Annotated in this window: 5 protein-coding genes; 3 read left to right on the top strand and 2 right to left on the bottom strand. The window is 47.3% G+C overall.

Annotated elements, in window-relative coordinates; genetic code table 11:
- Positions 1 to 221: 221 nt before the first annotated feature.
- Positions 222 to 521, top strand: coding sequence for a hypothetical protein (locus RCH83_RS14175; RefSeq protein WP_306523224.1), 300 nt, complete (start codon positions 222 to 224; stop codon positions 519 to 521).
- Positions 522 to 1,108: 587 nt separating this feature from the next.
- A complete protein-coding gene (gene leuE, locus RCH83_RS14170) occupies positions 1,109 to 1,801 on the top strand; it encodes a leucine efflux protein LeuE (RefSeq protein WP_306523222.1) in 693 nt (230 codons plus the stop codon).
- 484 nt (positions 1,802 to 2,285) lie between these two features.
- On the opposite strand, the gene RCH83_RS14165 is transcribed toward leuE, so the two are convergent.
- Entirely contained in the window at positions 2,286 to 3,062 is a 777-nt protein-coding gene (locus RCH83_RS14165) for a serine protease (protein WP_306523220.1), read from the bottom strand.
- A gap of 406 nt (positions 3,063 to 3,468) precedes the next feature.
- Between RCH83_RS14165 and RCH83_RS14160 the strand changes: the two genes are divergently transcribed.
- Positions 3,469 to 3,843: a DUF3718 domain-containing protein gene (locus RCH83_RS14160; protein ID WP_306523218.1), complete on the top strand. Its 375-nt coding sequence runs from the start codon at positions 3,469 to 3,471 to the stop codon at positions 3,841 to 3,843.
- A 126-nt stretch (positions 3,844 to 3,969) separates the two neighbouring features.
- On the opposite strand, the gene ggt is transcribed toward RCH83_RS14160, so the two are convergent.
- Positions 3,970 to 5,709, bottom strand: coding sequence for a gamma-glutamyltransferase (ggt, locus tag RCH83_RS14155; protein ID WP_306523216.1), 1,740 nt, complete (start codon positions 5,707 to 5,709; stop codon positions 3,970 to 3,972).
- Between the last annotated feature and the right edge of the window lie 217 nt (positions 5,710 to 5,926).

Raw genomic sequence — 5,926 nt, 5'->3', positions numbered from 1 at the left:
AGAATATGAACAATCTGAGAATTATATTTGGCTTACTCATCGGTTTGGCAGCAATGTTTGCGCATGCAGACTTATCTGACAATGCTCTTGTTCCAAAAGAAGAAATGGAGTTTGCTAAAACCTACCTTGGTGAAACCTTCAGGGTCAGGTCTTTTTTCTTGCCTTTATTCAGATGACGGCATAACAACAAAACCAGACCGAGAAGGTTTACTAAGGGCACTATGAACCATCTTAAAACCTCCACCATAGCTATTCTTGCTGGCTTGGCTGCTGTGGTTATTGGTTTGCTGGCCTTTGCGCTTAGTTGGAGTTTTTGGCAGTTTTGGGGTGGGCCTATGCCTGGTAGTTGGCTGTTGTTATTGCCGGGGGATCTGACGCTGATTTATCTCTGGCATCCACTTTTTAGCGAAGAAATAAACTTCTGGCCAAAGTTAGCGCTGCAGATGTCAGGTCAGTTTATTGTGGTTACTGCTGTTACCGCAGTGTTTACCTGGGCAAAAAGGCGTTGGTTGAGTGCCTAACAATCTTCAGGGAATGCACATCGGCAAGTTTTGCAGTGCACGTCATTTTGCTGTTTTGCAAACCAACCTTTGAGGTCAGTTCTCGTTTTTTGCCCAACTGTATCTGTTTGTTAAATCGACAAAAATTGGGGTGTAAAGGTCCGAACCAACACCGGGAGCTGCGGAGTGAGCATTCAAAAGTGAGCGCGGGAGGCGCGAACGGGCGAACTTTCGTTGTTGCCGGTGGTGGTTTGTGCAGATGAATCATTTGTGCTGTTCGCGCGCTTAATTAAAGCGTGGGCAGCGCGAATGGATAAATTCGGTGATGGATTGTACAGGTTTACATCGTTGTGTTGCCGTGAAAACCACGCCATGCACCCTCAGGTTCAGCGCTGGTGATTGCCAACAACCAGACCCGGCGATGGCGGCGGTTGTGTCGTTTCCGCCAATAAAAAACTCGTTACTTGTTAAGCGCAAATCAATAAAGCTTAGTGCCAGCAAAAGCACAGCAGCTTCGTTTCCTTATGTTAAAGTGCAGCGTTAAAATGCCGCCCGCTTTATGAAAAATCGCTATGTAGTTTGCGGTTAAAAACTCATGCAGGAGTTGTATGGAAGCCCTTGGTGTTATTCAGTTCTGGACTTTTCTCTCTGGCGTTATTGTTATTATTTTGCTGCCGGGCCCCAATAGTCTGTTTGTGTTAAAAACCAGTATCAGTCAGGGGCCAACAGTGGCATGGCAGGCGGTTGCCGCTGTGCTGCTTGGCGACGCTGTACTTATTTTATTTTCTTATCTTGGGGTGGCTTCTTTGCTGCTCGCTTCGCCTGAGCTGTTTCGTTGGGTGCGTTATCTGGGCGCTGGCTATTTGTTGTTTTTAGGTGTGCAGATGTTGTTAAGCCTGCGCCAGAAAAGCACCAGCGACGCCAAAACAACCGGGGCAGCAGTGACGGACTCAAAATCAAAGGGTTGCGGGCCGACCGGTCCTGCATTATCAAGCTCCGGCTTTACCAGCTCAGTATTTCGAAAATCACTGCTGCTGAGCCTTACTAACCCCAAAGCTATTTTGTTTTATCTGTCGTTTTTTATTCAGTTTATAAATTACAGTTTTAGCCCGGCCTGGTTGCCTTATCTGGTATTGGCGCTGGTGTTGGAGCTGGTCAGTTTATGTTATTTAACTTTGTTAATTTACGCTGGTCATCATATAGCAGGTTATTTCCGCCACCAGCCCCTTGCTGCTCAGACAGGTAATCTGTTGCTTGGGCTGTTATTTAGCGCTTTTGCTGTACGTTTGGTGTTGGCTTAGTGGTGTCGGCATTGCTGTAACAATGCTGTAGTGGTCTGAATTTCCTATCGTTTTGTCAGATGTTGGGTTGCTGGCGCAAACCTATGTTTATGCGTGGTGAAACCGGCGTTATATCCCAAATTTACCTCCTTTGGTCACGGTTTGGACTGGTATTTTGTGTTTTGCTTTTAGTCTTTGTTGCCACAGGGAGGTTGAGGCTGCAGTTGGGCTCAGTAGTTTGCAGCTAGCTAACACACCTTCTTGTGTCGCGTCAGGCTAAGGCTTTTTATGGTGTTTTGGTCTGGCGGTACATTGTTTTCTTATCACCTGGCTAAAAGGTCATTTTGCAGCTGTTGGGCAGTCTGCTGTGTTGGTTTGCCTTTGTTGGCAGTGGCTTTTGCATTCAGCAACCTCTGATGTGGCAACATATCAGAGGTTTTTTTTACCGGCTTAATAGCTCGTCAGCATAGATGTTCAATAGCTCTCAACATAGATGTTCAGTAGCTCACAAGGGCGGTAACTGGCTGTTGATCCAATCCAGATAAAACCAGCTGCTGCTAAACAGCATATAACTTTCAGCTGGTATGGGTTCAGACTGGCAACTCTGGCCCCAGCTGGCCAGTCCCAGGCTGTAATCAACACCTTGATAACGCGCTACCAGTGGCGCGCCGCTGTCGGCGACACAATGATGTTCAGTGCCTTTGGCAAAACCGGCGCATATCATCGAGGCGAACAGCGCAGCCTGATAAAGATATTGTTGCTCACATTCGTTATTGGCCACTAAAGGTAAATCCACCTGCTGCAGTTGATCCGGGCCAGAACCGTCAGCCCTGAAAGCCCCCCAACTGGCAGTTGTCAGGTAAGATCCCGGGTAAACAAGCTGCGCCATTACAGCTGCCGTTGGTAATTGCAAAGGTCTGAATCTGCTGGCGGCCGGAGCGGCCAGTTGCAACAAGGCGATATTATTTGCCAGGGTGCGATAATTAAAATCTTGATGCAAAACAATTTTTTTCACCACCCGATAGCTGGCGTTTTTGTTTTGTAAGTTGTTGCCCAATAGTACTTTGTAGTTTGCCCTGGTGTTTTGTACACAATGGGCTGATGTCAGTACCCAGTCAGGCCTTACCAGCGCTCCGCTGCAATAATGGCCACCGCCCAGCTGAACAGACACCTGATAACTTAAATCTGTCTGGTTTGCCGGATTGCCGGTTGCCATCAGCGGCAGCGGATAAAGTTCGGCCATGGTTTTGTCAGCTGCGCTGCAGTTCAGGCTGCTCGCCATGCTGGCTGTGATGCTCAGTATCAGGCAGAGGCAAACAAGGCTTGGCTGAGCTGTATTGTTGCAGGTCATTTGTGTGTTCCTTGTTGCTGACAACTCTGCCGTCACCAGGCAGATTGTGTGTGTTTTGCTACAGCCTTACAGCAGTTCAGGCTGGCCTCCAGCAGTTCGGAACAATGTCAGATAAATATCAATAAATTGTCAGTGTGCGGTTTGTTGATGTTGCATTTGTAACCGACTTATATGCACAAAATAGCGGCGAGAATAAAAAACCAGCAATCAAATCAATTCGATAGTGAATTTGCCTGTCACTGCCTTGCCTTTAAGCAATAAAGACTAATACTTGGCATGACCCGGCAATCAATACTGTGCCGATGGGAAATTTTTTTTGGTTCTGGATGAGGTTGTTATGAAGAAAACTATCACTGTATTGGCTGTTGCGGCAACTATGCTGGCTGTCAGCGCGCCATCGGCTTTGGCCAATGACCAATGGGCAGCGTCTATGTGTGAATACACCAAGGCGGATGACAAAAACCGTATCCGTAAACTGTTAAGCGACAACAAAATGAACGTACGCAAAATTTATGACAGCGTACAGTGTAACAACGAATCTTTGATTAAGTTTGCTATGCGCAGTGATGCTTATGAAGTGGGTTCTTTTTATGTCAAACAGATGCCGGCAAAAGCGCTGGTGGCTGAAGATTTAGAAGCCTGGGCTGGTGCCAATGGTCTGGCAACTTCATCATTAATCAACGATATTAAAGCCCGTATTGGTCAGGATTAATTAAAAAAACATGCTGTTATGTCACAGCAACAAATAAAAAAGGGCGGTGTTATCACCGCCCTTTTTGCTGCTTGCTAAGCAGATATTGGTTGCCGCCTGCTGATGATAACAACAGGCCGGTTCAGATTAATAACCTGCCGCCTGACCATCTTTACGCGACTCTGAAGCACCATAATAAACGCCGGTTTTTGGGTCTTTCATAATGGCCTGATAACCACCATAACCGCCAAAACCATAACGGATGTCGTGGCCTTTTTGCTGCAGTTGCTGAATAGTCTGGTAAGGCACACCCCGTTCTACTTCAGTGTAACCGCCGTTTTCCAGATACATCTGGCTACCGTCTGTTGGCTCTGTATTGCCAAGGTGCTGCCAGCGCGCGGCGTCACCCGCTTCCTGCAGGTTCATGCCGTAATCAATCATATTCACCACGATTTGCACATGGCCTTGTGGTTGCATAGCACCACCCATCACACCAAAACTCACATAAGGTTTGCCGTCTTTGGTCATAAAAGCCGGAATAATGGTATTAAAAGCCCTTTTACCAGGCGCAAAAGCGTTGGCGTGTTTGGGGTCCAGTGAAAACATCTGGCCACGGTCCTGGAAACCAAAACCCAAACCAGGCACTACCACTCCAGAGCCCATACCACGGTAATTCGACTGAATAAGCGAGACCATATTGCCGTCTTTGTCGGCTGTGGTCATATAAATGGTATCGCCTTCATACAAATTGGGGTTACCGGCATCCACTCTTTGCGCCGCTTTATCTGTGATAAGTTTGGCGCGCTCCTTGCCATAAGCTTCAGAAATTAAACCTTTGACCGGCACCTTATGAAAATCCTGATCGGCATAAAATTTTGCCCTGTCTTCAAAGGCCAGTTTTTTGGCTTCAATTAAAGTGTGCAGGCTTTCAGCGCTGTTATAACCCATCGATTTTAAATCGAAATTTTTTAAAATTTGCAGCATCTGCAAAGCGGCAATGCCCTGACCATTTGGCGGAATTTCCCAGACATCAAAACCGCGGTAATTCACTGACACCGGCTCTACCCACTCAGATTTATGCGAGGCTAAATCTTCATAGCGTAAATAACCGCCTTCTTTTTGCATAAAAGCGTCAATTTTGCGGGCGATGTCGCCTTTATAAAAAGCGTCGCGGCCATCTTTGGCCAGAATTTTTAAGGTATTGGCAAGCGCCGGGTTTTTAAAAATTTCACCTTTTTGTGGTGCTTTGCCATTAATGGTAAAAGTTCCTTTAAAATCACCGGGTTGTGGTGAGAGTCTCGGCACTGACAGGCCCCAATAATAAGCAATCAGCTCAGACACCGGAAAACCCTGTTCAGCGTAACTAATAGCCGGCGCCAGAATTTTATCCATCGGCAATTTGCCAAATTTGCCATGCAGGCTAAACCAGCCGTCCACTGCACCAGGCACGCTAATCGGCAACATGCCATAAGGTGGAATATCGGTGCGGCCAAGTTTTTTCACTTCTGCCTGCATTTTCTCCAGCGTCATGCCTTTGGGCGAACGGCCAGAACCATTCAGACTAAAGAGTTTTTTGTCTTTGGCCGACCAGACGATGGCGTATAAGTCGCCACCTATGCCGTTGCCCGTGGGTTCCATTAAACCCAAAGCGGCGTTGGCGGCAATAGCGGCGTCTATGGCGTTGCCACCTTGTTTCATAATATCGAGTGCAATCTGGGTGGCCAGCGGCTGACTGGTCGCAGCCATCGCATGGGGCGCTATCACTTCAGAACGGCTGGCAAAGTCGTGGCCTGTCACTCTGTCGTAGCTGTAAGCCGGGCTGATGGCAAGACTAAATAACGAAATCACAAAAACAGGTTTTAACAACTCAACTGGTTTAAACAACATGGCGGGCTCCGCTGATTTTTTTCAGCCTTGAGCTTACTTTAGTGATCGCTAAATTCCATCAACAAACGACCAACGCCCCGCTTCAGCCGATGGCTGGCGCGCTACGCACAAGCGCTGCAGTTGGTTTTCATGGCATGATAATTTTTATGTTTCATCAGCCTGCAGGAGCTGTTATGGCCTTAGTTCAACCGCACCAGATAACACCTCACCACTTCAA

Origin of the sequence: Rheinheimera sp., from assembly GCF_030824435.1 — a bacterium.
GTDB lineage: Bacteria > Pseudomonadota > Gammaproteobacteria > Enterobacterales > Alteromonadaceae > Pararheinheimera.
Note: the sequence above shows the minus strand (reverse complement) of the source record. Positions and strands in the feature narration are given on the sequence as shown.